General features: G+C 72.6%; 20 protein-coding genes. 7 read left to right on the top strand and 13 right to left on the bottom strand.

Features of this window, described 5'->3' with window-relative positions; all coding sequences use genetic code 11:
- Nucleotides 1–64: 64 nt before the first annotated feature.
- Complete coding sequence (locus tag ACQ452_RS13435; protein WP_433393627.1) at nt 65–820, bottom strand: rod shape-determining protein; 756 nt, start codon at nt 818–820, stop codon at nt 65–67.
- A gap of 138 nt (nt 821–958) precedes the next feature.
- Nucleotides 959–1,165 carry a hypothetical protein gene (locus ACQ452_RS13430; protein WP_433393625.1) on the bottom strand — a complete coding sequence of 69 codons (207 nt, stop codon included), beginning with the start codon at nt 1,163–1,165 and terminating at the stop codon, nt 959–961.
- 177 nt (nt 1,166–1,342) lie between these two features.
- Here ACQ452_RS13430 and ACQ452_RS13425 point away from each other — a divergent pair, with 177 nt between their 5' ends.
- From ACQ452_RS13425 to ACQ452_RS13405, 5 genes are all read left to right on the top strand, one after another.
- A complete protein-coding gene (locus tag ACQ452_RS13425; RefSeq protein ID WP_433394130.1) occupies nt 1,343–1,783 on the top strand; it encodes a hemerythrin domain-containing protein in 441 nt (146 codons plus the stop codon).
- A 428-nt stretch (nt 1,784–2,211) separates the two neighbouring features.
- Nucleotides 2,212–3,573 (top strand): endo-1,4-beta-xylanase, encoded by a 1,362-nt coding sequence (locus tag ACQ452_RS13420; RefSeq protein ID WP_433393623.1) that lies wholly within the window; start codon nt 2,212–2,214, stop codon nt 3,571–3,573.
- A gap of 105 nt (nt 3,574–3,678) precedes the next feature.
- The gene (locus ACQ452_RS13415) at nt 3,679–4,635 is read left to right on the top strand and encodes a bifunctional helix-turn-helix transcriptional regulator/GNAT family N-acetyltransferase (RefSeq protein ID WP_433393621.1); all 957 of its coding nucleotides are present in this window, start codon (nt 3,679–3,681) and stop codon (nt 4,633–4,635) included.
- A 74-nt stretch (nt 4,636–4,709) separates the two neighbouring features.
- The gene (locus ACQ452_RS13410; RefSeq protein WP_433393619.1) at nt 4,710–6,041 is read left to right on the top strand and encodes an extracellular catalytic domain type 1 short-chain-length polyhydroxyalkanoate depolymerase; all 1,332 of its coding nucleotides are present in this window, start codon (nt 4,710–4,712) and stop codon (nt 6,039–6,041) included.
- A gap of 312 nt (nt 6,042–6,353) precedes the next feature.
- Nucleotides 6,354–7,406 (top strand): hypothetical protein, encoded by a 1,053-nt coding sequence (locus tag ACQ452_RS13405; protein WP_433393617.1) that lies wholly within the window; start codon nt 6,354–6,356, stop codon nt 7,404–7,406.
- On the opposite strand, the gene ACQ452_RS13400 is transcribed toward ACQ452_RS13405, so the two are convergent.
- The 4 genes from ACQ452_RS13400 to ACQ452_RS13385 all read right to left on the bottom strand — a co-directional run bounded on the left by ACQ452_RS13400 (nt 7,381) and on the right by ACQ452_RS13385 (nt 13,910).
- On the bottom strand, nt 7,381–8,034 hold the full coding sequence (locus tag ACQ452_RS13400; RefSeq protein ID WP_433393615.1) for an RNA polymerase sigma factor: 654 nt from the start codon (nt 8,032–8,034) through the stop codon (nt 7,381–7,383). The two genes, ACQ452_RS13405 and ACQ452_RS13400, sit on opposite strands and share 26 nt — an antisense overlap.
- A gap of 324 nt (nt 8,035–8,358) precedes the next feature.
- On the bottom strand, nt 8,359–8,835 hold the full coding sequence (locus ACQ452_RS13395; protein WP_433393614.1) for a hypothetical protein: 477 nt from the start codon (nt 8,833–8,835) through the stop codon (nt 8,359–8,361).
- Between the two features lie 7 nt (nt 8,836–8,842).
- Nucleotides 8,843–11,512 carry an ATP-binding protein gene (locus ACQ452_RS13390; protein WP_433393612.1) on the bottom strand — a complete coding sequence of 890 codons (2,670 nt, stop codon included), beginning with the start codon at nt 11,510–11,512 and terminating at the stop codon, nt 8,843–8,845.
- Between the two features lie 112 nt (nt 11,513–11,624).
- Nucleotides 11,625–13,910 (bottom strand): phospholipase A2, encoded by a 2,286-nt coding sequence (locus ACQ452_RS13385; RefSeq protein WP_433393610.1) that lies wholly within the window; start codon nt 13,908–13,910, stop codon nt 11,625–11,627.
- A gap of 509 nt (nt 13,911–14,419) precedes the next feature.
- Between ACQ452_RS13385 and ACQ452_RS13380 the strand changes: the two genes are divergently transcribed.
- The gene (locus ACQ452_RS13380; protein WP_433393608.1) at nt 14,420–15,097 is read left to right on the top strand and encodes a CHAP domain-containing protein; all 678 of its coding nucleotides are present in this window, start codon (nt 14,420–14,422) and stop codon (nt 15,095–15,097) included.
- Between the two features lie 100 nt (nt 15,098–15,197).
- Here the strand turns inward: ACQ452_RS13380 and ACQ452_RS13375 are convergent, their stop codons facing one another.
- Both ACQ452_RS13375 and ACQ452_RS13370 read right to left on the bottom strand, forming a co-directional pair.
- Nucleotides 15,198–16,601, bottom strand: coding sequence for an endo-1,4-beta-xylanase (locus ACQ452_RS13375; RefSeq protein ID WP_433393606.1), 1,404 nt, complete (start codon nt 16,599–16,601; stop codon nt 15,198–15,200).
- A gap of 301 nt (nt 16,602–16,902) precedes the next feature.
- Nucleotides 16,903–17,823: a hypothetical protein gene (locus ACQ452_RS13370; RefSeq protein ID WP_433393604.1), complete on the bottom strand. Its 921-nt coding sequence runs from the start codon at nt 17,821–17,823 to the stop codon at nt 16,903–16,905.
- A 422-nt stretch (nt 17,824–18,245) separates the two neighbouring features.
- Here ACQ452_RS13370 and ACQ452_RS13365 point away from each other — a divergent pair, with 422 nt between their 5' ends.
- Complete coding sequence (locus ACQ452_RS13365) at nt 18,246–20,120, top strand: adenylyl cyclase (protein WP_433393602.1); 1,875 nt, start codon at nt 18,246–18,248, stop codon at nt 20,118–20,120.
- A gap of 156 nt (nt 20,121–20,276) precedes the next feature.
- Here the strand turns inward: ACQ452_RS13365 and ACQ452_RS13360 are convergent, their stop codons facing one another.
- The 5 genes from ACQ452_RS13360 to ACQ452_RS13340 all read right to left on the bottom strand — a co-directional run bounded on the left by ACQ452_RS13360 (nt 20,277) and on the right by ACQ452_RS13340 (nt 23,914).
- Nucleotides 20,277–20,996, bottom strand: a complete 720-nt coding sequence (locus ACQ452_RS13360; protein ID WP_433393600.1) for an alpha/beta fold hydrolase — start codon at nt 20,994–20,996, stop codon at nt 20,277–20,279.
- Between the two features lie 48 nt (nt 20,997–21,044).
- Entirely contained in the window at nt 21,045–21,713 is a 669-nt protein-coding gene (locus ACQ452_RS13355) for a M23 family metallopeptidase (RefSeq protein ID WP_433393599.1), read from the bottom strand.
- A 104-nt stretch (nt 21,714–21,817) separates the two neighbouring features.
- Nucleotides 21,818–22,534, bottom strand: a complete 717-nt coding sequence (locus ACQ452_RS13350) for a GAF and ANTAR domain-containing protein (RefSeq protein WP_433393597.1) — start codon at nt 22,532–22,534, stop codon at nt 21,818–21,820.
- A 104-nt stretch (nt 22,535–22,638) separates the two neighbouring features.
- On the bottom strand, nt 22,639–23,343 hold the full coding sequence (locus tag ACQ452_RS13345; RefSeq protein WP_433393595.1) for a GAF and ANTAR domain-containing protein: 705 nt from the start codon (nt 23,341–23,343) through the stop codon (nt 22,639–22,641).
- Nucleotides 23,344–23,458: 115 nt separating this feature from the next.
- Nucleotides 23,459–23,914 carry a DUF4383 domain-containing protein gene (locus ACQ452_RS13340; RefSeq protein WP_433393593.1) on the bottom strand — a complete coding sequence of 152 codons (456 nt, stop codon included), beginning with the start codon at nt 23,912–23,914 and terminating at the stop codon, nt 23,459–23,461.
- Nucleotides 23,915–23,991: the final 77 nt, after the last annotated feature.

The following is a 23,991-nucleotide window of genomic DNA, read 5'->3' as shown; positions in this document are numbered from 1 at the left end:
GGTCGGCAGCGACCGGGGGCGGCGGCACGGCTGCGATGCGGGCACCGTGCGCGCGACCACCCGGTCAGCCGGTGAGGAGCAGGCGCAGGCCGGTGAGCGTGGCCAGGTGCGGATCGGCGGGCATCGTGACGACCCGACCGGTCAGGGCGGCCAGGCGGGCCGCGAGTTGCGGGTGCGCCGCCCCGCCGCCGGTGATCAGCAGCCGGCGCCGCCCCGGCCGGGTGCCCAGGCGACGCACCGCGGCGGCGATCAGCGGCGCCGGGTCGAGGCCGTCGGGCACGTCGACGCGCTCGGCCGCCTCGACCGCGCGGTCCGCGATGCGGACGATCTCGGTCCGGCCCTGTCCGATGTCGACGGTGACCACGTCGTCGCCGTCGAGGTCGGCACGGCAGCCCAGGGCGGCTGCCAGCGGCTCCTCCACCGTGGCGACGCGCCCGCCGAACGCCTGCCGGACCACCGCGTCGAGGAGGTCCTGCTGGCGCAACGTGGCGGTGGCCGGCACGCCGACCACGACCGGGGAGACGTCGTCGCCCGGCCGTCCGCTGGCGGCGGCCAGCACCCGCAACAGGTGTACGCAGGCGAAGAAGTCGGCCACCACGCCGGAGCGCACCGGCCACAGCAGCTTGGCGTCACCGCTGTCCCGTAGGGCGATGGCGGCCCGCCCGACGGCCTGGGCGCCGGACGGCGTCCACGCGACGACGGCGGGTTCGGTGACCACCGTGCCGGAAACCGGCGTCCAGAGGCGCACCGTCGAGGTGCCCAGGTCCAGGGCGACGGGGTGGCGTAGGCCGCGGCGGGCGTACGCGCCGGGGGTCAGCATGGTCACCGCCCCCGCGACAGGGCGCCCGTGACGGCGTAGGGCACGGGTCGGGACAGGGTGGATCGATCACGATGTGGGGTCGGCATGGTGCTCCAAGCCACGGGCCCGAGTCAGGTGACGCGGGGAGGCGGACGGGCTTCAGACGGCGAGCGTCAGCCCGGGCGGAGCGCGGTCGGCCGACCAGGCGGGCACGCAGCCGGGAACGGCCCGTCCCGTGCGCCGGAACACGATGCACAGCCCGACGGCTCGGGCCGCGGAGAGCACCATGAGCAGCACGGTCAGCATCAGCAGCCCCGGCAGCGTGACCCGCTTGCCGGCGCGGCGGAGACCGTGCCGATCCTGCATACGGCAACCATAGCCGGGCGACCCGCCGGCGGCCATGTCGTCGCCGGGCGTGCGCCCGCCGTGATGCGCGGTCCGGGCCCGCCGGCCCGGCGCGTCGGGCCGATCGGCCCTGCCGGCGTTGTCCGCCGCGCGCGCAGGATGGCAGCGGGCCTCGTCGTGATCCTGGAGATGATCAGCATGTGCAACTACTGCGGCTGTCGCGAGTTCCCGCTGATCGGTCGGCTCTCCGCCGAGCACGAGGCGATCGCCAACGCGGCGGGCCGGGTGCGTGACGCGGTGCGGGCCGGGGGCGCGGACGCGCCAGCGGCGCTCGACGCGCTGTTGGCCCTGCTGATCCCGCACACCGCCACGGAGGAGCAGGGGCTCTTCGTCGAGCTGCGGGCCGAGGGCAGCCTGGCCGAGGCGGTGGAGAAGCTCTGCGCCGAACACGACGACATCCACGGCGTGCTCGGCGCCGTGGACCGGACGGCGCCGGACTGGCCCGTGGTACTGGCCGCGTTGGACCGGCTGCACCGGCACATCGACAACGAGGAACACGGGCTCTTCCCGGCCGCGGTGATCGCACTGCCCATCCCGGCCTGGGACCGGATCACCCCGGCCGCCGACGCCACGCGGTAGGTCCCGCCGGAACGTCGATCGCCGGTGCGGCGGACCGGGACGCCGACGGAGCCGGCGTCGGCGTGCGCCGCGAGCGCCGGCGCGCCGGGTGCCACCCTGGCATTACGGAAGGCTGCCGAAAAATCCGGCCTACCGACGTCCATACCGGTCGGCACGGGGCCCTGCGGGCGTCCGATGCGACTTCCCTCTCCCCTGCTGAGCTGGCGACGAGCGCAGATTATCCAGGGCGGGCCCCTCCTTAGCTATCGTTAGTTTTCCGGAAATTCTTGCTCGTCTATGCGTGGCGCTGCCATACTCCACATCCACCGGGGTCGATTGCGGCGGATTCGCAGCCCCTGCGCGCAGCCCGCCGAGCGGCCCCGATCCAGCACCCCCCACCACACCGGTCCACCCCCGACGGTGCGGACCGGCCCCCGGAAGGAGCAAAGATGATCGAGAGGTGCCACCGGGACATCCGGCCCAGATCGCGCTCACGCGTACGCGTGGGGCTCGCCGTCGCGGCCGTGGGGCTGCTCGCCGCGACCGGCGCCACGGTCCTGCCCGGCGCGGCGAGCGCCGGGACCACGCTGGGCGCGTCGGCGGCGGAGCGCGGCCGATACTTCGGCACCGCCGTGGCGGCCAACAAGCTCAGCGACAACACCTACGTCACGATCCTGAACCGCGAGTTCAACTCGGTGACGCCCGAGAACGAGATGAAGATCGACGCTACCGAGCCGCAGCAGGGCCAGTTCACCTTCGCCAACGCCGACCGGATCGTCAACCACGCCCGGGCCAACGGCATGCAGGTGCGCGGGCACACCCTGGCCTGGCACTCACAGCAGCCCGGCTGGATGCAGAACATGAGCGGCAGCGCCCTGCGCCAGGCGATGCTCAACCACGTCACCCAGGTCGCCACCTACTACCGAGGCAAGATCCACTCCTGGGACGTGGTGAACGAGGCGTTCGCCGACGGCGGCAGCGGCGCCCGGCGCGACTCCAACCTCCAGCGCACCGGCAACGACTGGATCGAGGCGGCGTTCCGGGCGGCGCGGGCCGCCGACCCGGGCGCGAAGCTCTGCTACAACGACTACAACACCGACGACTGGAGCCACGCCAAGACCCAGGCCGTCTACGCCATGGTCCGCGACTTCAAGCAACGCGGCGTGCCGATCGACTGCGTCGGCCTCCAGTCCCACTTCAACAGCGGCTCGCCCTACCCGGGCAACTACCGCACCACGCTGTCCAGCTTCGCCGCGCTCGGCGTCGACGTACAGATCACGGAGCTGGACATCGCCGGCGCCTCGGCCACCACGTACCGCAACGTGGTCAACGACTGCCTCGCGGTCTCCCGGTGCACCGGGATCACCGTGTGGGGCATCCGGGACAGCGACTCCTGGCGGGCCCCCGACAGCCCGCTGCTGTTCGACAACAACGGCAACCGCAAGGCCGCGTACGACGCGGTGCTCGCCGCCCTCAACAGCGGCGGCACCACCCCGCCGCCGACCACCCCGCCGCCGACCACCCCGCCCCCCGGCGGCGGTGGCTGCACCGCCACCCTGCGCGACGGGACCCGCTGGGGCGACCGGTTCAACAGCGAGGTCACGGTCAGCGGCGCGTCGAACTGGACGGTCGTCGTCGCGGTGACGCCCCCACAGCGGGTCTCTGCCACCTGGAACGGCAGCCCGAGCTGGGACGGCAGCGGAAACGTGATGACCATGCGGTCCAACGGCAGCGGCAACGTCTTCGGCTTCACCACGATGGCCAACGGCACCTGGAACAGCCCGCAGGTGCGCTCCTGCACCGCCTCCTGACCGGACGGTGCCGCAACGGGTGCCCGGGGCGGCGGCAGCATCGCCGCCCCGGGCACCGGCGCGCCGCTGGAGCCGACTCCATGATGCCTGACTAAAGTCAGGATCATGGAGTCGGAATTCATCGCCGTCGTGCGGCGGTTCAACCGGACGGTGACCCAGCGGGTGGGGGCCCTCGACGACGAGTACATGGCCCGCGCCCGCCCTCTCGCGCAGGCGCGGCTGCTGTGGGAGATCGGCCCCGCCGGCGCCGAGGTCGCGGCGCTGCGCTCCCGCCTCGGGCTGGACTCGGGCCACCTCAGCCGCCTGCTGCGCGCCCTGGAGGGCGACGGGCTCGTCACCGTCGGGCCGTCCGAGCAGGCCGGCGGGGACGGGCGGGTCCGGGTCGCCGCGCTGACCGACGCCGGCCGCGCGGAGTGGGCCGAGCTCGACGAGCGCTCCGACGGCTTCGCCCGGTCGATCCTCGCACCGCTGACCGGACGACACCGCGAACGGCTCGTCACCGCGATGGCCGAGGTGCAGCGGCTGCTCGTGGCGTCGATGGTGACCATCGGGCCCTGCCCGCCGGGCGACCCACGGGCACGAGCGTGCGTACGCGCCTACGCCCGGGACGTGGCCCGACGCTTCGACGACGGGTTCGACCCGGCCCGGAGCAACCCGGTGCGCGACGACGAGCTGGCTCCCCCGGCCGGCGTGTTCCTGCTCGCCACCCTCAACGCCGAGCCGGTGGGCTGCGGCGCGGTCAAGCTGCACCCCGACGCCCCCGCCGAGATCAAGCGGGTCTGGGTGGCCGACTCGGTCCGGGGCCTCGGGATCGGCCGGCGGATGCTGCGCGAGCTGGAACGGTACGCCGCCGAGCGGGGCTGGAGCGCCGTCCGACTGGACACCAACCGCAACCTGACCGAGGCGATCGCGATGTACCGCGCGGCGGGTTACCAGGAGATCGAGGCGTACAACACCGAGCCCTACGCGCATCACTGGTTCGAGAAGTACCTGGCGGCACAGCCACCGGCCGAGCCACTTGCCAGGCCCCTCCACTCGATAGAGAATGGTCGATGTTCCTGAGCCGGACGTGATCGGGCAGCCGGGCAGCCCTCGATCGGAACCCCGCCCTGTCCGCACCCCCCGGAGGAACCTCCATGAGAACCAGACTCCGACTACTGTGCGCCGCCCTGGCCGCCGCCGTGCTGACGACGCTCGCCGCGGTGTCACTCGCCCCGCCGGCGTCCGCCGCGACGCTGAGCGAGGTAACGAGCTTCGGACCCAACCCGAGCAACCTGCGCATGTACCTGTACGTGCCGGACTCCGTCGCGCCCCGGCCCGGGCTGCTGGTCGCGGTGCACTACTGCACCGGCACCGGCCCCGCCATGTACGCCAACACCCAGTACGCGGCGCTGGCCGACCGCTACGGCTACATCGTCGTCTACCCGTCGGTGACCCGCAGCAGCCAGTGCTTCGACGTCGCCTCCCCGCAGGCGCTGCGCCGCGACGGCGGTAGCGACCCGGTGGGCATCAAGTCGATGGTCGACCACGTCCGGCAGCGCTACGCCGTCGATCCCGACCGGATCTTCGCCACCGGCATCTCGTCGGGCGCCATGATGACCAACGTCCTGCTCGGGCTCTACCCGGACGTGTTCAGCGCCGGCTCGGCGTTCTCCGGGGTCCCCTTCGGCTGCTTCGCCACCACCAACGGCTCCGAGTGGAACAGCGAGTGCGCCAACGGGCAGGTCGTCAGGACCCCGCAGGCGTGGGGCGACCTGGTCCGTGCCGCCTACCCGGGCTACACGGGTCGCCGGCCCCGTATGCAGACGTGGCACGGCACGAACGACGAGGTGCTGCGCTACCCGAACTTCGGCGAGCAGATCAAGCAGTGGACCAACCTGCACGGGCTGAGCCAGACGCCGACGTACACCGACAGCCCGCAGGCCGGCTACACCCGCACCCGCTACGGCGGCAGCGGCGACCGGGCCCCGGTCGAGGCGATCAGCATGCAGGGCGTGTCGCACAACCTGCCCGTCGACGCCGCGCAGGCGATCCGCTTCTTCGGGCTCGACACGGCCGCACCACCGACGACCCCACCCCCCACGACCACCCCACCGCCGTCCACTCCCCCGCCGTCCACTCCCCCGCCGTCCACTCCCCCGCCCCCGCCGGGCGCCTGCCGGGTCGGATACTCGGTCAACGCCTGGAACACCGGGCTGACCGCCTCGGTGACCGTCACCAACACCGGCGCCACGACCATCACCGGCTGGTCCCTGGCCTTCACGCTGCCCGCCGGCCAGAGCGTCACCAACGGCTGGAACGCGACGTACGCCCCGGCCAGTGGCGCGGTCACCGCCCGCAACGTCGCCTACAACGCCACCCTCGCGCCCGGCGCGTCGGTCAGCATCGGCTTCCAGGCCACCCACACGGGCGACACGGGTCAACCCGCCTCGTTCGCCCTCAACGGCGCCACCTGCACGATCGCCTGAACCGCCCGGGGGCGGCGCCGGCATCGGTGCCGCCCCGGGGCGTCGCGCGATAGGCACATTGCCCGTCGCAGCGAGGCTCGGCGCCCTCGCCGCCCTGGTCCTCGCCGGTAGGCGGGCCCCCTGGACGTCCTCGCTGCCGTCCGCATCCGCATGCCGCGCGGCTTTCGCCGACTTGCTGCCAACTCCCGCCATCTGACATCGCCCACCGGAGGCCGATGTATTTCGCTCTGTCGATAAGGCTCCGTAAAGGTGTCCACCCGCCCACGCCACCGCCCCGGGGCAGACGGCGATTGCCCACCATCGGGAGGAAATGTGCCTACCAATCTCGCGGGAAGAGCGCGTCGTTCGACGCTCGTCCTGCTCACCGGCGCGGCGATGGCAACGCTGTTGTCCGTCACCGCGGCCGGTGCCGCGCCACCGGCCGGCCCGGCAGAGAGCCACGCGGGCGGCGCCACCGCCGCCGCGGTCGACGTGTACATGCAGGACACGCCCGCCGACGTGGGCCTCGAGCCGCACGCGCTCAACCCGCTCTGGCAGAGCCCCGACATCAAGGTCTGCCACACCGCCGTCGAGTGTGCCACCAGCCAGAACCCGATCGTCGGTCAGCGCAACTACATCTTCGTCAAGCTGCGTAACCCCGGTCCGTACGGCGACAGCGTCATGGAGGAGGGCACGATCTGGGTCTACCGGACCACGCCCGGCGGCGGGGCGGCCTGGCCCGGCGCGTGGACGCAGATCGGGGCGATGGCGGTGCCGGTCCACCCGGGGGTCACCACTGTCACCATCCCGTGGGACGGCGTACCCGGCCCGGGGCACTTCTGCCTGCTGGCCCGCTGGGTCTCCCCGAACGACCCGATGACCTTCGAGGGGCCGGACATCGGCGTCAACACCCGGCACAACAACAACATCGCCTGGCGCAACGTCGACTCGGTGGCGCTGACCGCCGGCGGCCAGGCCCAGATCCGGCCGTTCGCCATCGGCAACACCCTGACCCGGGCGGCCCGCAGCAGCGTGGTGTTCGGCCAGGCCGGCACCGCCTTCCAGGCCGCCGGTGGCCGGCTCGTCGCCGACCTCGGGCCGACCCTGTTCGAACGCTGGGCCAAGGGCGGCAAGGCCGGCAAGGGCGTCCGGGAGGTGGGCCGCAACCAGGTCGAGATCGTCGACATCGGCCAGGCCAGCCTGGACAACCTGGACCTGAACGCCGGTGAGCGGATCGCGTTCTCGCTGAGCTTCACGGCAGCCACGCCGACCCGGGAGAGGACCGCCGTCACCGTGACCCAGGTCGGCCCGGACACCACCGGCGCCGCCCGGGCCGACCTCGGCGGCGTGCGGTACGACATCACGGTGGCCCAACGGGCCGGTTAGCCGCTCCGAAGGCTGTGCACGGAGGTCGCGGACGGGGCCCGCGGCCTCCGTTGCCGACGAAGGAGGCGAGTGCGGGGCAGGTCCGCAACTTGTGCAGGCACCGGGCCTGGGTCGGGCCGACACTGCCCACCGGCATTCCCAGCCGCGCACCGATCTCTCGGTAGCTGACCGGCGGATCGGCCATCAGCAGGACGAGCAGCCTCCGGCAGCGCGGCGCCAACTGCGCGAACGCCTCCCGCAGCGCCTGCTGCCGCTCGGCGCGCAGCAGGCCGTCGTCCGGGGTGACCGGGTCCACCAGCAGGCGAGCACCGACGTGAGCGTCGACCGAATCGTCGTACGGGTCGAACGGCTGGGTCCGCCGGCCGTGGCGGAGCAGTCGGTGACACTCACGCCGGGCGGTGGTGATCAGCCAGGCGGGCAGGGCGTTCGGCTCCCGCAGGCGGCCCAGATGCTCCACCGCCCGAAGCCAGACGGTCTGGTTCACGTCCGCCGCGTCGACCTGGTCGAGCCCGTATGACCTGATCACCGAGAGCACCAGCGGGGTGTAGCGACGGACCAACTCACCCCACGCCCACTCGGCACCGCAGGAGGCGGCGGCGACCAGCCCGGCCGCGCCGCGCTCGCTCATCGGGACACCGCCCGGCGCGCCGATACCGGCCGCAGCCGACGGGTACGCCGCAGTCGGGGCGCCGAATGGGCGGAACTGTCGGGACGACCCAATGGAGGCGATGCCAGAAAGTCGTCAGACGGCACCGATCCTCCAGGCGGTCGAGAGTGCGTGGCCGGCGGGCCGGGACAGCTCGGTGAGGGCACTCCGAGGCCCGCCCGACCACCTCTAATCATAGATGATTATCGATCACACGACGCTCGCGCGACTGGCGCTCCTTCCCTCGGCGCGATTACTGGGAACCGCGACCGCGGGACCCTTCCCGGCGGCCGAGTGACAGCGGCGCTACTCCTCGAAGCGCTCGGCGTCCTCCGGCACCCAGGGGAAGGCGACTTCGGGCCAGCGAGCGGCGGCCCACGCGTCGACGTCCACCGCCATGACAGCGTCCACGAATACCTGAGGCGGTTGGTAGCCGTGTGCGGTGATGTAGTGGCCGATCAAGAACGGCGCGGCGTACGCGATCCCGGCGGCCCCGGGTATCCGGATCTCCCCGTTCCCCTCAGGGGCGTCCTCCGGCGGACACAGATCACACTCGTGCGTTCCCAGGCAGACGTTCATCCACTGCAAGGCTTGGACGCTCTTCAGCTTCCCGGTGAACGCCGCCGGGACCGGGCCGGCCGGGTACGGCCGCCCTGCCTCCAGCCAGCCGATGTTCAGCCGGGTGTAGGCAGGACGGAAACCAAGGCCGTAGAAATGCGACACCGGGTCCGTGAACTCGTCGTAGACCTGATATTCGTAGGCGGTGAGGTCCTCGTAGAACATCCGAGCATCATCGCCGTGGTGCCCACCCTCCGTCGGTCCCGCCCGCCTGGCGGATCAGCAGCTCCAGCTCGCTGGTCCTGTCGGTGCTCCCCAGGCGGGCGAACAGGGCGTGCGCCTCCTGGAAGGCCTCCCGGGCCGCCCGCGGGTCGGAGCCCAGCCGGGCCCGGCCCAGGATGGTCAACGTCGCGGCCTGGGAGGAGTGCCAGCCCCGGGTGCGCCACAACGAGACGGACTCCTCCAGATAGGGCACGGCCCGGGACGGATGCCCCGCGGCCAGTTCGATCTCGCCGAGGAGTCGCAGCGCCTCGGCGCCGTGGTGGGTCAGGTGGTATTCGCGGCTGAGCGCCAGCGACGACTCGGCGGCCTCCCGCGCGCCCGGGGCACCCCGTTTGAAGTGCAGCTGAGCCATGGCCAGCAGGGTCAGCGCCGCCGTGTAGTCGTCCCGATAGGCGTGGGAGATCGCCAGGGCCTCGGTGAGCAGTCGCAGGCTCTCGTCGAAGTTGCCCAACTCGCGGTGGGCGATGCCGGAGAACTGCAGCGCGGTCGCCTCCCAGCGCGGATTGCCCAGCCTCCGGGCCCGGTCGAGTGCGGCGGCCGTGTGGGTGGCCGCCGTGTCGAACTGTTCCTGTTCGAACGTGGCCACCGCCAACGCCAGGTGGGCCCGCGCCTCACCGCCGAGATGACCCGACCGCGAGGCGAGTTGCAGGGCCCGGTCCGCCATCGTGACGGCCTCTGGATACGAACCCGCTCCCGTCAACGCCCACGAGCACATCACGGCCGCGTCAGAGCTGCCCGCGTCGTGGCCCAGGGCGCCGAACATCTCCAGCAGTCGGTGCGAGTCGGCGTGCAGCCGTGCCATCGCCACGCCGTCCCGTGGGTCGGCTGTCCAGGTGTTCACGTCGATCAGGCCGCGGAGCATGGCGGCCTCGCCGAGCAGGTTGCCCGCCTGCCGGCACAGGGCCATCACCTCGGAGCTGAGGCTGGTCCAGTCGGCGTACATGCCACGTAGGTCGAAGTACTTCTCCAGCCGTCCCGCCAGGTCGAAGGCAAGGTCGTCGAGGCCGAGCCGGCAGGCCTGACGGGCGGCGGCGACCAGCGCGGCGCGTTCGGCGTCGAACCAGTCCAGGGGCTCGACGCCCCGCACCTGCTCCTGCGCCCAGTCGATCGACGGGCGCGGCGCGGGGCTGGAGATGAGGGCGAAACACGGGCCCGGGATCGCCGGGACCATCCGCTCCGCGAGCGCGGCCCACGCGCCGAGCCCACGGGCGATCGCCCGTGCGATGTTCTCCTCCGACTCGTCCCCGGCGGCCGACTCCACCGCGAACAGCCGGACCAGATCGTGGAAGCGGTAACGAACCTGGCCCGCCGCGTCGGTGCCAGCGACGGCGAGAAGCTGAGCGTCGACCAGCGTCTCGACGTGCTCGGCGCCCTGCTCGAACGGGCAGTCCAACGCCGTCGCGGCCAACCAGGTGGGAAAGTCGGGCAGGTCGAAGTGGGCGAGCAGGCGAAAGAGCCGGCGGGGCTCCTCGTCGAGTTCGCGGTAGCTCAGCGCCAGCGACGCCCGTACCGCCAGATCGCCCGTGGTCAGCCGGTCCAGCCGCCGCTGTTCGTCGCCGAGCAACGACGCCAGGTGCGCCAACCGCCAGGCCGGCCGGGCCGCCAGCCGCGCCCCCGCTATCCGTACGGCCAGCGGCAGGCCGCCGCAGTACTCGACGATCTCGTTGGCCTGGTCGAGGTGCCGCATCACGCGCTCGCCGTCGGCGATCCGGGCAAGCAGCCGAATCGCCTCCGCCGGCGTGAACAGCTCCAGTTCGAGGTGCCGGGCGCCCTCGATGCCGGTCAGCCGCAGCCGGCTGGTCACCACCATGGCGCACGTCGGGGCACCGGGCAGCAGGGGGCGGATCTGCCCCTCGGAGCTGGCGTTGTCGAGCACCACCAGCACCCGGCGGGGGGCCAGCAGGGTGCGGTAGACCTCGGCGCGTTCGCTCTGACCGTCGGGGATGGCGCGAGGGTCGACCCCGAGGGCGCGCAGGAACCGGGCGAGCACGTCACCCGCGCCCAGTGCGGAACCTTCCGCGTCGCGCAGGTCCACCCAGAGCTGGCCGTCCGGGTATGCCTCGGCCAGTAGGTGCGCCACGTGCAGGGCGAGCGTCGTCTTTCCGACGCCGCCCATACCGGAGATGGCCACGACCGCCGGGACACCGGGACCGTCGTCACCGGACGGAAGCGGGGTCAGCAGGTCCCGCAGCAGATCCACCTGCGCCGCGCGACCGGTGAAGTCCGCGATGTCGGGCGGCAGCATGTTGGGCGCCGGGCGGGCGGGCCGGGTAGTCGAGGTCGGGGTTTGTTGTTCCCCGGGGGTCGGACCCTGGCTGCCCGGTTGCCCGAACCGGGCCACCAGCGCGTCCCGCGCGGCCACCCACTCGGCCACTGCCCGGTCATCCAGCCCGCAACCACGGACGAATCCCTGCACCACCTCGCGCCTGGGCAGCGTCGAGCGGCTCAGCACGGAGGCGAGGGTGCTCACCGCGAGGTGATCGCCCGCCGCGCTCGCCTTGGCCGACACCTGCCGGAAGGTCAGGCCGGACCAGGTTCTCAGTGCGCGCAGCGCGGCGACGAACTCGGCCGGCGTCACCGGCTGCTCGGGGCGCGGCGGGTCGAGACTTAGCTGCGTCATGTCCACCCTCCGGCACAGGCATTGGCAGATGCCTATCGTAGTGCCGGCGGGTGACTGTTCTCTGCCCGCAGCGGGCCGGGTGGTTCCCGCCCGGACGGGAACCGAAGGGCGGTCAGTATTCGCTGCGGTACTTCATGCTCCGGCCGCCGGTCAGTCGCACGGCCGTGTAGTAGGTGTAGGCGGTCGATCGGCAGTCGGCGCGCACCCGGGTGCTGTAGCGGGGGCAGGTGTGATCGCGCAGCAGGCTGTAGAAGAGCGCGTCCACGGACGCCTTCTTGGACTTGTCCCACTGCGGCGTCTTGAGATAGATGATGCCGTATCCGTAGTCGTGCGCGTCGCAGGCGCTGCGGAAGTCGAAGCCGGACGGCCGGTCGGGAGACCACGTGCAGTGATCGTCGGTGACCCCGACGACCGCCTTGCGGGTCGGCGTTCGCTTCCACGACGGCTGAATCTTCCGCCCCCCGTACTCCATCGGCACCGGGCCGGCCCAGCAGCCGTCCCGGCCGAGAAGGTACTGCGAGGCATACCTGCACCCCACGGGCAGCGCCAGAGCGGCCGGGCCCCTCGTCGCACCGGAGAGCCTGCCCGGCGCGGCGTACGTGAGCGTCCACGCCCCCTCCTGGGGGGTGTTCAGCTGGGTGATGTTGCCCGAGATGTCGTAGCCATACGCGGAGACCAGTACCGGGTCGCCGTCGACCTGCCGGACGTCGCGGACCTCCCGGAGCCGCCCGAGCTGATCGTACGCGTAACGGACCACGGTGACCGGGACGGTGCCGCCGCCGGCGATGCGGTCGATCTGCCTGAGCTGCCCGGCCACGTCGCCCAGTTGGGTGGCGGTGGCGGTGGTGCTCGTCGCGTAGCCGAAGGTCGCCGAGGCGCAGCCGGACGCGTTCGGCACCGTGCAGTCCTCCTGCTCGGAGACGGGTGCGGTGATCCGCCCGATCCGGCCCTGCGCGTCGTACCCGATCAGCACGGTGCCGGTCGCGGTCTCGCCGATGCTGGTGATGAGCAGGTCCGCGCCGACGGCACGCCAGAGGTAGGTGAGGCCGTCGGGACCGCCGCTCTGGGTGAAGCTGCCGTCCGCGTTGCGGACCACAGTGGCGCCGTCCTCGGCGACGAAGGTGCCGGGTCGCGCCGGGTCGGCCTCGAAACGCAGCGACTGGGTACCGATCGAGAGCTTGACCTGGACGTAGCCGTTCGCGCTGTGGTCCCTGAGCCGGTTGCCGAGCATGCCGCCGAGGGGTTCGAGGCGCCAGTTGGGGCCGAGCACGCTCTCGTTGGGGTTGGTCAGGTCGATCCGCTGTCCCGCGCTGTGGCTGCGCAGGGTGAGCAGCCCGTCCTCGACGACATCCGAGCCGCGGGTGACCCACGACCCGGTCTCGGGCTCCGCGAGGCCCGGCCACAGGTCGGCCGGTGCGGGGCCGGGATCGGCCGGGTCCTCCCCCTCGCCGGGCGTGGTCGGGATCTCCGAGGTGACCGTCAGCGTCGGTGGGGGCCCCAACTCGTCGGTGTTCTCGCCGGAGGTGAACACCCGGTAGTTGGCGGTCGAGGTCTCGCTTGGCGATTGGAGGACCAGGCCGTGGTTCTTCGCGGTACCGGCGGCCCACTGGCCCACGATCCCGGTGACGTCCCAGGACATCCGTCCACTGCCGCAGCCGCCCGACTGCGATCCCTCCCGGCTCAGCACCGCGTCGGTGCCGCTGCTGGTCGGCTGCGGTGTCCAGGTCAATGCGGTGGGCTCCCAGAAGTCGGTGACCCGGCGGACCTGGATGCCCGCGCCGACCGCGGCGCCGCACCCGGGAGCGTCCACGTTCGTGAGGGTGAGTTCCGCGCTCGTCGGGACCTGGAGTCCGCGCGTGTCGAACGCCAGGTAGACCCGGGCCTTCTCCCCGTCGGCTTCGGTGCCGGCCTTGAGGTACTCGCCGTCGGCGTTGTTCCCGTCGAAGCCGCTGTTCACGTCGGTGTCACCGAGAAGCGGGAGCGCCGCTGCCGGCTCGACGGCGGCCGGAGCCGTCGCGGTGGGGTCCGCCGCCGTCCTCGCCGGGCGACGGAGCGCTACCCACGACCCGTCCGCCCCCCGTGCGCGGACGGGTCCGGTGGTGATCTCGGTGACCAGCTTGCCGTCCGGGGTCGCCCTGGTGATGGAGGTCGCGGTCGTCGCGGTCGTCACGATCACCGGCCGGCCCGTACGGCGCGCGTCGGTCGCTGCCGCCCGGGCCGCCCCGGCGTGGCGGGCGGACGGCGCGGCGGCGAACACCGGCGCCCCCGTACTGCCGGGCGCGGCGCCGGCTGCTTCGGCGGGCGTCCAGGGTGTGATCAGGAGCGCCCCGGCCGTGACCAGGGCGCCGACGGTCGCGCGTGACCGCCGTAACGGTGCGGTGGTGGTTTTCCTACTCATCGGAGTCCTTAGGGGAGGCGGGGGGCGGTGGTCGCGCCGTCCGACCCGTGATGGCTGAGCGACGCCGCTGTCTCCGCGGTGACGGAAACCCGCAACGGATCGAAGCACGTCCACGGCGGGAATGGCGTTGTCCCGGCGTTCCGAGCTGTTCGGGACAGACTCGGACAACGAACGGCCGTCCGATTCCAGAAAGCTCCGATCACCATCCGGCGGGGCCGGGACGCGATTGCGCCGACAATTGTCCGGAATTTCCCCGCACCGTCTCGGATCTGCGCTCGCCGACGTTCTCGGCGCAAGCCCGTTCGAAGCTGTCCGGGTCTGTTCCGAATCACTTCCGCGGCGCTGGCATCGCTTGTTAGAAATGCACCGCATCCGTTGTGGAGTTACCCGCCGAAACCCGGTAGCCGCACGGATGACGGCGACGATCTTCCGCCGTGGCACCGCTGAGCGCGGCGAACCGGTCGCGCACCCGCAGCACCGGCTGCGGGTCCATCCCATGAGGAGGTTCGATGAAAACCGTACAGAGGCTCGCCACCGTGGCGGCAGCGTTGGCCGTGACCGGCGCCGGCGTGGTCATCCCGGCGACCGCCGCCCACGCCGCCGACACCACCCTGGGCATCGACGTCGGCAACATCGCCTACACCCAGCTCTACTCGGACAACGCCGACGTGCAGAAGCGAGTGTCCGAGAAGGGTGGCAACTGTAACTTCTACACCGGGTTCTGGGCCGACCCCAACAACGACCGGTACGACAACAACCCGGCCTCCACCTGCGGGACCTCAAGCAAGGGCTACGAGTACCGGGACGGCACGAAGTCCTGGGTGACGGTCAACTGGCGAGCCCGCGCGTGGTGTGCCGACTTCGCGAAGTTCGCTTTCTACTGGGGCACCGCCAAGTACACGGGCCTCAACGCGCTCGCCTCGAGCTTCAGGAGCTACGGCGTGAACAACGGCACCTGGCACCCGAAGGGCAGCTACATCCCCCGCAAGGGCGACGCGGTCGTGTACGACTGGGAGGGTAACGGCGTCATCGACCACGTCGGCATTGTCACGTCGTACCAGGAGAACAACACCGACGGCACCTTCAACTCGGTCGAGGGAAACCGCTCCGACCAGGTGAAGCACGTCTTCAACACGTCGAACAGGGCGGCGTCCGTCGTCGGCTTCACCTCGCCCGTACCCAAGTAGGCGACCGGGCGGCGCAACGCCTGCCGCTGCGGTCAGACGCCGAAGGGCGCATCACAGCCGGCCCGGCGCGGGAGAAACCCCGCGCCGGGCCGCGGTCGGGTCAGCTCGGGGTGCAGGTGGGGGTGCCGGTCGGGCCGACACCGGTGCCCTGGAAGCCGAACTCGGTGGTGGTCCCGGCGGAGAGCCGGCCGTTGTACTCGACGTTGCGGAACGTGACCGCGCCGCTGATGCCGCTGCCGCGCGCGTTCCACGTGTTGGTGACGGTCGCGCCGCCCGGCAGGGTCACGGCGACGGCCCAGCCGTCGATCGCCGTGGACCCGGCGGTGACGCGTACCGTCGCGACGAAGCCGCCGTTCCAGGAGTTCAACGACACCGTGGCGGCGCAGCCGCCGGAGGGCGGCGGAGTCGTCGGGGGCGGCGTCGACGGGGGCGCGGTGGTGGGCGGCGGGGTCGTGCCGCCGCTGTTGAGGGCGTCGAGGGTGGCGCTGTACGCCGGCTTCTTGTTGCCGTTGCCGTCGAAGAGCAGCGGGGTGCCGCTGGCCCGCCATGAGTCGGTGTCCCGGATGCCCCACACGGTGATTCCCGTGCAGCGGGCCACCGCGAGGCAGGCGCGCACGACCCGGCCGTAGTTGTCGGCCTGCGGCTGGCCCGAGCCCTCAATGTCCAGCTCGGTGATCTGCACGTCCACGCCGAGGTCGGCGAAGCCCTGCAGGGTGGTCTGGTAGTTGCCGGGCACCGGCGAGGCGGCGTTGAAGTGGGACTGGAGGCCGACGCAGTCGATCGGCACGCCGCGTTGCTTGAAGTCGCGGACCATGGCGTAGACGGCCTGGGTCTTGGCGTGGCTCCAGTCGTCGGTGTTGTAGTCGTTGTAGCAGAGCTTCGCGCCCGGGTCGGCGGCCCGCGCCGCCCGGAACGCCGCCTCGATCCAGTCGTTGCCGGTGCGCTGGAGGTTGGAGTCGCGCCGGGCGCCGCTGCCGCCGTCGGCGAACGCCTCGTTCACCACGTCCCAGGAGTGGATCTTGCCTCGGTAGTAGGTGGCGACCTGGGTGACGTGGTTGAGCATCGCCTGGCGCAGGGCGCTGCCGCTCATGTTCTGCATCCAGCCGGGCTGCTGTGAGTGCCAGGCCAGGGTGTGCCCGCGCACCTGCATGCCGTTGGCCCGGGCGTGGTTGACGATCCGGTCGGCGTTGGCGAAGGTGAACTGGCCCTGCTGCGGCTCGGTAGCGTCGATCTTCATCTCGTTCTCGGGCGTCACCGAGTTGAACTCGCGGTTCAGGATCCCGACGTACGTGGCGTCCGACAGCTTGTTGGCCGCCACTGCGGCGCCGAAGTAGCGCCCCTTCTCGGCGGCGGACGCCCCAAGGGTGGTGCCGGCAGCGGCGCCGGAGGCCACCGCCAGGGTCGTGGCGGCGACGGAGAGACCGACCACCACCGACGCCAGCGCGACGCGCGGTCGCCAGCGGGTCACCGGGCGCCCGTTGGCGCGGGCGAGCGTGTTGTCCATGACAGAGCCTTTCGGATGGGTCGAAGGACGAGCGAGACCGCCTCGACAACCGCCCGCCACGGCCCGGGGCCAGTGAGTGGTCGCCCGGAGACCGCCTCACCGCCCGCATCCCTCGACACCGCGGGGTTGATCGAAGCTCTTCCATCGGACCGTATCGGAAGGTGTCCGGAACCTCAACGCCCGATTATCGCCTTCTTCCGGAGAGCGGCCCCCGCCCCGCGTCACCCGACGAGCATCCGCCCTGCTCGCAGGCGTTTCCGCAGCGGCGACGAAACCGAAACTATCGACGCCTGGCCATCCGTCACCGGCCGCCGGCGGGTTCGTCCGCCCCGGCGCTCATCCGCTCCGACGCGCTGGCCGGCCGGCGCCGGAGTGGCCGGCCGGCCGGCTCGCCGACCCGCCGCCCGCGCCCGGTCAGACCCGCGACGAGCAGCAGGTACGCCGTCAGCTCCACCGCCGCCGTGAGCGCCGGGACGGGTTGCGGCACCGCCAGCGTGGGGCTGATCGCGTGCCAGGCGAACAGGGCGGTCCCGTCGGCGACGCTCATCGGCAGCGATATCGCGACGATTCCGGCGTCCAGGTGCGGCAGTGCCACCACGGCCAGCAGTGCCGCCCCGGCCGAGGCGAGCCACCGGCCATGCCCGGCCAGCGACGCGGCGAGTGCCAGCGCCGCCAACCCGAGCGTCAGCGCCGGCAGCACCGCGAGGCTCACCCCGGCCATCACCTCGTCGACGTCGTCGAGGATCCACGGCTGTGCGGCGCGCACGCCGGACCAGACTTCGAACAGCCGCACCACCGCGTACGCCGTCATCGCCACCGCCGCCACCGCCGCGACGGCCATCGGGCGCCGCCGCCAGCCGCCGCGGCGCCGCACCGCCAGCAGCAGCGCGACGGCGGTCAACGAAGCCCAGGTCAGGGACAGGGCAACCGAGAAGCCGGACGACATCGCGACCTCGCCGATCCGGGTGACGGCCCGCCAGCCGTAGCCCCCGGTGCCCGGCTCGGCCGGCACCGTGCGGACCGCGTCCGCGAGCAGCACCACGAGGGCAGCCGGCACCACCCAGCGCGGGCCCGGCGCTCCCCGCCGCACGGCGCAGGCCAGCAGCAGGGCGATGCTCAGCACCTCGGCGTAGCGCCACAACGGATCAGCCACCAGGATCCCGGCCACGTGCGCCGCCGCGCACACGGCCGCGGCGGCCAGGAGAAGTCGACCAGTACGCACGGCGGCATCGTGCCACGGGACACCGCCGGGCGCCGCCCCGCGACGCTGACCGGGGACGCCACCTGCGCGCCGCACCGCCCCGCGACCGCCGGGAGCGTGGTGTCCTGGGCCGGGCGACCCGTTCCAGGTCCCGCCCCGGGCCTTCGGGCACCGGGCGCGCCCGAACGACAGGGCGCGGATCGGGCGGGCCGCAACGGTGGCGCCGGGGCGGTTCACAGGGTAGAAACATGCCAACCCTTCTGTTCCCGGCTCAGGTAAGTCGCGACGGCGAGAGAGCGCTCTCAGCGCCTCCCTCGCCGCCACCCCGCACGAGGCAGCTCGACGACGACCGCGCTCCGGCACGGGAGCCCCGCGCCCGAGCGCCTCCCCACCGCGTCGCCGCGCCCGGCACCCTGTTCCGGCCGGCGGAGAGGACAACCCGTATGAGAACGCAGTCCCCCGACGGGCGACGGCGGCTGCGCCGGGCGCTCGCGCTCGGCCTGGCGCTGACGGCGGTCGCCAGCACGAGCGGCACGGCCGCCACCGCCGGCCCGCTGCGGCACGGCACACCGGACTTCGGGCCCAACGTGACGATCTTCGACCCGCGCACTCCGGTCGCCGAGATCCAGGCCACCCTCGACGCGGCGCACGCCCGGCAGGTCGACGCCGAGATGGGCACCGCGCGGCACGCGTACCTCTTCAAGCCCGGCAGCTACGGCACGGCCGCGCAGCCGCTACAGGTGAAGGTCGGCTACTACACCGAGGTCTCCGGCCTCGGCGCCTCCCCCACCGACGTCGCCGTCACCGGCAAGATCGAGGCCTACAACCGCTGCCTCGAGGGCGGCGGGACGAGCAACTGCATCGCCCTGGTCAACTTCTGGCGCACCCTGTCCAACCTGTCGCTGTCGGTCAACGCCGCCGGCCAGGACGGCTGCCGGTCCACGGCGAACTTCTGGGCGGTCTCCCAGGCGGTGTCGATGCGTCGCCTCGACATCAGCGGCGGCGGACTGTCGCTGATGGACTACTGCACGGCCGGCCCACAGTTCGCCAGCGGCGGCTTCATCGCCGACTCGCGGCTGCCCGCCACCACCAACGGCTCCCAGCAGCAGTGGCTGACCCGCAACAGCGAGGTCGAGAGCTGGTCCAACGCCGTCTGGAACCAGGTATTCGCCGGCACCGTGGGCGCCCCCGACGACGCCGGCTTCCCCGACCCGCCGTACACCACGCTGGAAACCACGCCCCTGAGCCGGGAAAAGCCCTACCTCTACGTCGACGACCGGGGCCGCTACCAGGTCCGGGTGCCCGCCGCCCGCCGCGACACCCGGGGCGTCTCCTGGGACGAGGGCATGACGCCGGGCCGCACCATCGGGATCCGGGACTTCTTCGTCGCCAAGCCCTCCGATCCGGTGCACGTCATCAACCGCCAGCTCGCCCGCGGCAAGCACCTGCTGCTCACCCCCGGCGTGTACGACATCGCCCGCAGCATCGAGATCAAGCGGCCCGACACCGTGGTCCTCGGCATCGGCCACGCCACGCTGACCGCCGTGCACGGTGCCGTTCCGCTGGAGGTCGCCGGCGTGCCGGGAGTGGTCGTCGCCGGGGTCACCATCGACGCCGGCCGGACCGAGTCGCCGGTGCTGCTGCGGGTGGGCCGCGAGCACGGCCGCAACGCCAGCACCGCGCGCAACCCGATCACGCTCTCCGACGTGTACTTCCGCGTCGGCGGGCCGCACGTCGGCAGGACGAACACCGCGCTGGAGGTCAACGCCGACCACGTCCTCATCGACCACACCTGGGTGTGGCGCGGTGACCACGGCGTCGAGGGCTTCACCGAGGGGGTCAACGGCGACACCGACCGCTGGCGGACCAACACCGGCCGCTACGGCGCCGTCATCAACGGCGACCACGTGATCGCCACCGGCCTCTTCGTCGAGCACTTCCAGCGGTACAACACGGTCTGGAACGGCGAGCACGGCACGACGATCCTCTACCAGAACGAGCTGCCCTACGACCCGCCGACGCAGGCCGACTGGATGAACGGCAAGGTCAACGGCTGGGCCGGGTACAAGGTCGGCGACCGGGTGCGGCACCACACCCTGCACGGCGGCGGGGTGTACGTGTTCAACCAGAACAACCCGTCGATCCGCACCGAGAACGGCTTCGAGGTCCCCGTCACCCCGGGCGTCCGGCTGCACCACGTCATGACGGTGAACCTGAGCGCCGGCACCATCGACCACGTGGTCAACGGCGTGGGCGCGGCGGCCGACACGACCAGGGTCGGCACGCCCGTCTACGTCACGCGGTATCCCGCCTCGTAGCTGTCGGAGGCAACCGGGCCGGACGGTGCGCGTACCCCGCACCGTCCGGCCCGGCCGTCAGCCGGCGCACACCCGCAGGTAGCCCGGCAGCTCGATGTCGCCGTGGTGGTTCCGCACCTCGTCGGCGTGGTGCGTGACGGCCCCCGCCCGGAAGGCTCAGCGTCCGGCGCGGGCCGTGAGGAAGCCGTCGACCGCGGCGAGGAACTCCGCCGGGCGGCTGGCGTGCACGTGGTGGCCGGCCTCGACAGTGACGAGGGCGGCGTCGGGCATCCGGTCGACCATCTCGGCGAGCAGCCGCTGCGGGATGGTGCTGCCCGGGCCGCCGCCGATCACCAGGGTCGGGACGTCGACCGCGGCGGTGCGGTCCCACCAGGCCGGATCGGGGTCGTTGAGCTGGGCGCGGATGGCGTTGACGGCGGCGAAGTCGAACGGCGTGGGCGTCCCCGGCGGTGTCAGGGGCGGCCGGTCGAAGTCGCCCGGCCGGGGCGCCGCCACGTCCTCCAGGACCAGGTGCGTGAGCCGGTGCGGGGCGGCCTCGGCGAGCAGGATCGCCACGGTGCCGCCCATGGAGTGGCCCACCAGCACGCACCGGGCGATGCCGAGCGCGTCGAGAAACCCGAGGACGTCGTCGCGCATCAGCTCGAACGAGTACCGCCCCGGCCGGTCGCTGCGACCGTGGCCGCGCAGGTCCAGCGCGTATGCCCGGTGCCGGTCGGCGAGAGCGGGCAGCACCCGGTGCCAGTCGCGTTCGTCGTCGCCGAGGCCGTGCAGCAGCACCATGGGCGGGTCGGTCTCGGCGCCCGCGACGCGGTAGGCGATCACCACCCCGCCGACGGTGACGGCCCGCGGCGTCCCGATGGTCTCCGGCTCGCCCATGCCGTACACCGTATCGCCGCCGGCGGCCACCCGTGCCCCCGTGACGGGTCAGCCGGGCGGGCAGTTGTTGCTCTCCCGCCTGACCGTGTACTCGGTGTCGTCGTGGGTGATGCCCGACGGCGCGCCGTCGAAGTAGGACTCGACCTTCTCCCAGCCTCGGCGCTGCTCGTAGTGCAGGTGCGGCGCCCCGGAGTTGCCGGTGCTGCCGACCCGCCCGATCTGCTCGCCCTGGGCGACCCGCTGGCCGACCCGCACCAGCGGCGGCTCCAGCAGGTGCAGGTACTGCGTCTCCCACCGGCCGCCATGGTCGATCTTCACCCAGTAGCCGCCGCCGCGGCCACGCGGCCCGTCCGGGTCCTCGGGGGTACGACCACCCAGCGACCCGTTGATCCCCGCCACGGTCACCTCGCCGGCGTAGGACGCGAGCACGGGACGTCCCCACGCCCGCCCCTCGGTGGGGAACAGGTCGACGTCGTAGTCGTCGTGACCGGGATAGGTGCCGAGCTGCCACGTCTCGCCGCACGCGACGGGCAGTTGGAAGAGCGGACGCGGACCCGCCGGCCGCACCAGCGGCACGACCAGCACCGCGACGGCCACGGCGACTGCGAGGACAACCGCGACGGCCACGGCGACGAGCACCGCCCGGGTGCGGCGGCTGCGCCCGCGGCGGTGGGGGCGGGGGCTGGTGGGGTGGCCGGTCGTCACCGGCCCGAGCATGGCAGACGCCGCAAAGGGCCGCGGGCCCGCACCCCGCCCCGGCGCGAACATGCCGGCCGCGAGGAGCGGGAACGCTACGGCCGGGCCACGCCGGCCCAGCTTCCTCAGCGTGGGAGCTGCCCGAGGATCTGCGTCGCCGTCACCGTCAGCGGTGTCCCCGGCCCGCTCGCCCGCACCAACCGCCGGTACGCCCCGGCGGCGGGCAGACGCTCCCGACCCATGACGACGCCGATCGCCCGCTGGATGACGTCGCGGGACCGCAGGGCGCCCGTCAGCCCGGCGACGAGTTGCTGGCCGCCCGCGCCCACCGCTGGCAGCGGCCCCGCCTCGCCGGCCGGGCGGTAGCAGGCCCGCACGTGCCGGGTCAGCGACCGCATCGCGTCGGCGTCGCGGGCGTAGAGGTTCAGCGCGGCCAGTGTCGCACCACTGCCCGCGAAGAGCGGGACGGACAGCGAGGCCCGCACCCCGGCCTGCCACGCGACGTCGCGGAAGCCTGGCCAGACCAGCGCCTGCGCGATGTCGGGCACGGCCACCAGCTCCCCCGAACGCAGCGCCGCCAGACAGGGGCCGTCGTCCTGCGCGTACTGGGCCAGGTCCACCGCCTGCGCGACCGGGCCGCTGGCGGCCTCGGTGCGGTGCCCGCCGGCATCGTGCACGGTGACGGAGACGTAGTCGACCGGGTCGACCAGGGTCGCGGTCAGCCGCACGATCCGTTCCAGCAGTCGCGGCACGGTCGGGGAGTCGTCCGGAACGCCCGCGAGGGCGACGACACTGCTGGTCAGATCGCCCGACGGAAAGCCGGGCCGGTGCGAGGACGTCACGTCTCTCCTTGCTGCCACGGGCCGGCCGGTAGGCCGTACACCCGATCCGTCCTTCGTCCGTTGCCCCATGCCCGGATGCGGAAACCACGACGGCGACGGGCGGATCACCGCCCCACGGCCCGGGACACGAGGGCCTCCGCGACGTCGCGTACCTTGCGGTCGGTGTCCTGGGCGATCCTGGACATCAGCGCGAAGGCCTCCTCGGCCGAACAACGCCGCTCCCCCATGATGATTCCCTTGGCCTGCTCGATCACCGCCCGGCTGCGCATCGCCTCGCGCATCTGTTCCGCGAGCGTGGCGGCGCTGTCGTAGAGGTGGGCGTTGGCCAACGCGACGGCGGCGTACGCGGCGAACTGCTCCGCCACGGCGATCGCCGCCGGGTCGAAGGCGTGCGTCTCGTCGCCGTAGACGTTGAGGGCTCCCACGACGGCCTGCTGGATCGGCAGCCCGATCGACAGGGAGCTGCCGACGCCCCGGTCGCGGGCGTAGGCCGCCCACTCCGGCCACCGCGACTCGGCGCTCATGTCCGGCACGCTGACCGAGTCGCCGCTGGGCGAGGCGTCCAGGCAGCGGCCGAACCCACGCTGGTACTGCCAGTTGTCGAGGTCGTGGGCGAGCTCGCTGGTGGACGCCAACGTACGCACCTCGCGGGCGCGCACCAGCGTCACCGAGACGTCGCTGGTGCCGGGCACGGTGCGGTGCACCAGCTCCGCGATCCGCTGCATCATGTCGTCGAGACCGACCTCGTCGAGTCGGATGCGGCCAAGCTCCGTGAAGGCGTTCCGCGGGCTCAGTGCCGGCTGTCCCATCGGTGTCCCCCTGTCGTACGCGTCTCGTCCGCGGCCCGGCTGACGCCCGGTCTCCCGGCCACGTCGCCCACCACGCGTCCCGTGGTGGGCGACGGGCCGGCGGCCGGACCCGAGGTCAGCGGCGGTCGGCCGGGCGGCGGGTCAGCCCCAACCCGAGGGCGATCATGCCCAGGCCGAGGAACAGGTGCAGCCAGTTGTCGGCCCCGTTGAGCGGCACGAAGTTCGCCCCGCTGTCGTGGTCGATCACCAGGCCGTAGAGCCACAGCACCAGGTAGACGGCACCGCCGGCGACGAGATAGGTGCGGGCGCCGGAGACGGTGCGGGCCAGCGCGAGCCCGGCGACGCCGAACGCCAGGTGCACCAGGTTGTGCAGGATCGACACCTGGAACAGCCCCAGCAGCTTCGCCTCGGACTCGTGCCCGGCGAACTGCAGGGTGTCGTAGTCGCTGGTGATGCCGGGAATGAAGCCGAGCACTCCGACGAGGACGAAGACCGCGCCGACCACCTGCGCGGCGGTGCGTACGGGGTGCTTGCCGGTGGTCGTGCTGCCCGGGCCGGATCTGGTTACCATCTGCTCCTCCTCTACACGATTTAGCGATCCAGTCCCCCCGCGAGCCGGGCTCAAACCAGCACCGGTCGTGGTACCCG

It is taken from the genome of Micromonospora sp. KLBMP9576 (assembly GCF_050941805.1).
In the GTDB taxonomy this organism is placed as follows: domain Bacteria; phylum Actinomycetota; class Actinomycetes; order Mycobacteriales; family Micromonosporaceae; genus Micromonospora.
The sequence above is the reverse complement of the archived record's forward strand: the minus strand, read 5'-3'. Positions and strand labels throughout refer to the sequence as shown.